4 protein-coding genes are annotated in these 2,814 nt (G+C 52.0%); 1 reads left to right on the top strand and 3 read right to left on the bottom strand.

What is annotated here, in order from left to right; all coding sequences use genetic code 11:
* A partial coding sequence (locus tag BQ17_RS03770; RefSeq protein WP_141699079.1) for a transposase occupies nt 1-483 on the top strand: 483 nt, incomplete at its 5' end.
* A 174-nt stretch (nt 484-657) separates the two neighbouring features.
* Here BQ17_RS03770 and BQ17_RS03775 read toward each other — a convergent pair.
* From BQ17_RS03775 to BQ17_RS03785, 3 genes are all read right to left on the bottom strand, one after another.
* Complete coding sequence (locus tag BQ17_RS03775) at nt 658-891, bottom strand: hypothetical protein (RefSeq protein ID WP_089724424.1); 234 nt, start codon at nt 889-891, stop codon at nt 658-660.
* A 162-nt stretch (nt 892-1,053) separates the two neighbouring features.
* Nucleotides 1,054-1,590 carry an REP-associated tyrosine transposase gene (locus BQ17_RS03780; RefSeq protein WP_089724426.1) on the bottom strand — a complete coding sequence of 179 codons (537 nt, stop codon included), beginning with the start codon at nt 1,588-1,590 and terminating at the stop codon, nt 1,054-1,056.
* Nucleotides 1,591-1,918: 328 nt separating this feature from the next.
* Nucleotides 1,919-2,470, bottom strand: coding sequence for a hypothetical protein (locus tag BQ17_RS03785; protein WP_089724428.1), 552 nt, complete (start codon nt 2,468-2,470; stop codon nt 1,919-1,921).
* Nucleotides 2,471-2,814: the final 344 nt, after the last annotated feature.

A 2,814-nucleotide genomic window follows, 5' to 3' on the forward strand; every position in this document is an offset into this window, starting at 1 on the left:
ACCAAGAACCAGCTCCATGCCGCTGAGCAAACCGCCGCGACACCAGACTTTCTCCTCGCCGACCTGCAACAGAGCATCACCCAGCTCGATGCGCAGATCGAACACCTGCGCCAGCAGGTCTTGGACCTCATCGCCGCCGATCAAGACCTCCAACCGACCTTCGAGCTCCTCATCAGCGTCACCGGCATCGCTGCCGCCAGTGCCATTCAACTCCTTGGCGAACTGCTGGTCCTGCCCCACGACATGCGGGCCAAGCAATGGGTCGCCAGGGCCGGACTCGATCCGCGCCAACACCAATCCGGCTCCAGCGTCAACAAAAAGCTCCGCCTGTCCAAGGCCGGCAACCGCTACTTGCGTATCGCGCTCTACATGCCGGCACTCAGCGCCGCGCGCCACGACCCTAACGTCAGGGCCTACTACCGTCACCTCATCGAACGACGTGGCCTCAAGAAGATCCAAGCCGTCTGTGCCATCATGCGTTAGCTCCTGCACACCATCCATGCCATGCTTAAGAACCGCACCCCCTTCGACAGCAGCCGCTTCTTTACCCCCACTGAAACCGCTGCCTGATAAATCTAATTTATCCATCGGAGGTGAATTTTTGTGGATCAGGAGGCACATTGGACTTGCATTGGAACAGAATATCTACATGAACTGTCAGTCATTGATCTCGTCGATGTACTCTTGATCCTTCAGCGCCTTGCCGATTGCCGTATCGAGCCGTCGTAGTAGCGCATCGAGTGACTCGGAATCCCGCCTGACAAGCGTGGCCAGCATGTTATGTTCGTCGGATGCCATTGCGGCGACTTCACCAAAGTCGAGAGCCTCGGAATAACCGATTTCGATGTTGCCCCCGTTTTCAATGAGCCATTCAATGTTTGGCAGTTTCATTGTTTGCAGTCCTGTTATTTATATTAATCGCTCGTAGGATGTGGTGAGCTTGCCTGCCACGCCCCAGGGATGGGGCAGGCACGGCGAACCGCATCATTGATGCAGTGAGCGAAATGAACCATATCATCAGTACGACGAGTAACGCGAACCAAATTAATCATGTCATTCTCCGGCCTCGACCGCCTCAACCGGTTCGGTTGCCCAATCAAGCGAATAGATCCCTTGCTCCACGAACGAATGAAAACTAGAGTGTTTCCAATCCGAAACCCGCTTTACCCATCCGTGCTTAACCGGATTCCAGTGGATATAATCCACATGCTGCATGTAATCCCGATCGTCGCGAATCAAGTGCTCCCAGAATCGCCGTTGCCAGATTCCACGCTTTCCCCGTTTCCGACGGCTTTCGGAACTTTGCTCTCCTTCTCCCGGAACGAGCCCGCGCGAAAATCCAGCCTTTATCAATGCCCATCGGGTTGAATAATCGCTGTCACCCCGCGGTAGCGTCCAAATACAGTGTAAGTGATCCGGCAGTACCACGATTGCATCGATATCGAGCGGATGATCAGTTTTGACTTTTCGTAAGACCCGTCCTAATCCATCGATGTTCTCCGTCAGCAATCGGTTGTCGTGCCTCTCTGCCAAGTTCACCGTGAAGAACCAGGTTGCGCCTGAAATCTTTGGTCTTCTGTAATCAGTCACGTAACTTAAGCTATTGACTCTTGAGGAGAATTCCCAACTCACCAACGGGAGCGGATATCGTCAAAGGTACACCAAACGCCGATCTTCGGCAATCCGCGTAGGATGTGGTGAGCCGTCGGGCGCGGGACGCGCCCGACGGCGAACCGCATCTTTTACATCAAGGAATAACCATCGGCAATGTTGTCGCATCCAGCCGCAAACATGTTGTGGTATTGCATTGCTTGGGTTATTCTCATTTCCTTTCAATTGATGCGGTTCGCTGCCTGCCTGCCCCGTCCCTGGGGCGGTAGGCAGGCGCTCACCATATCCTACAAGGGCTACGTGGACTTCATGGAAGTCCATCCCAGCGACTTTTCCGGATCACTACGCTAGGACTATGTGGTTTATACGAACCGTCCTTGTACCCATTCTTGCATGCTGTGCAATTCCAATAACCTTCCCCATTTCCTTGAAGCCTAATCATTTTCTTGTCGTTATCCCGACAATGCTGGCAATACGGCCCGTCTTTCTGTTTTCCGTCAACTAACCAATAATAAGGTTTTTCGTATTCGAGTTTCCCCTTTATTTCTTGACATTGTTCCAATTCTTTTATTTTTTGATCCTTTTCTATGAGCAATTCTTTGACTTCCGAAATCTGAAGGTTTGCATCCGCCAACGCGGATACAAGCTCGGCGAGTTTCAATTTTGCTTCAGCCTCTTTTAAAGATAAATCGCTCTCTTTGAGATACCGAGCAATGTCGAACGCTGTCTTAATGGTAGTAACAGCAGATGATATTGCTGTGATATCTGGCATCTCTATTTCTCCAATAGCTTGTCTGAGTTCATCGATATCTAAGCAGTTAATGAGTCGCTTCGTGACAACTTGATGGGTTACGGCCATCCCTGGCCTAACCCATCCTACATTTCATGCCTTCATGCATTTCTTTTCCTCTGTGTTCTCTGTGTCTCTGTGGTTTGTCAGTCGCCAGCTACCAGTCACCAGCTTCCAGCGGCTGGTAGCTGGTAGCTAGTAGCTGGTGGGCACAGCCCACCCTACTCGCCGGCGACTGGTAGCTGGTCGATGCGGTTCGCGTCTCCTCGTGGTGCCATCCTGCAAGACCTGCCGCGCTCACCGCATCCTACGTTTCATGCCTTCATACATTTCTTTTTCTCTGTGTTCTCTGGTGCGCCAGGAGAAGCCTGGTTAGTCTAGCAATCTGAAAGGAGGTTGCCATGTGAATTGCT

Origin of the sequence: Candidatus Thiosymbion oneisti, assembly GCF_900092655.1 — a bacterium.
Taxonomy (GTDB): Bacteria; Pseudomonadota; Gammaproteobacteria; order Chromatiales; family Chromatiaceae; genus Thiosymbion; species Thiosymbion oneisti.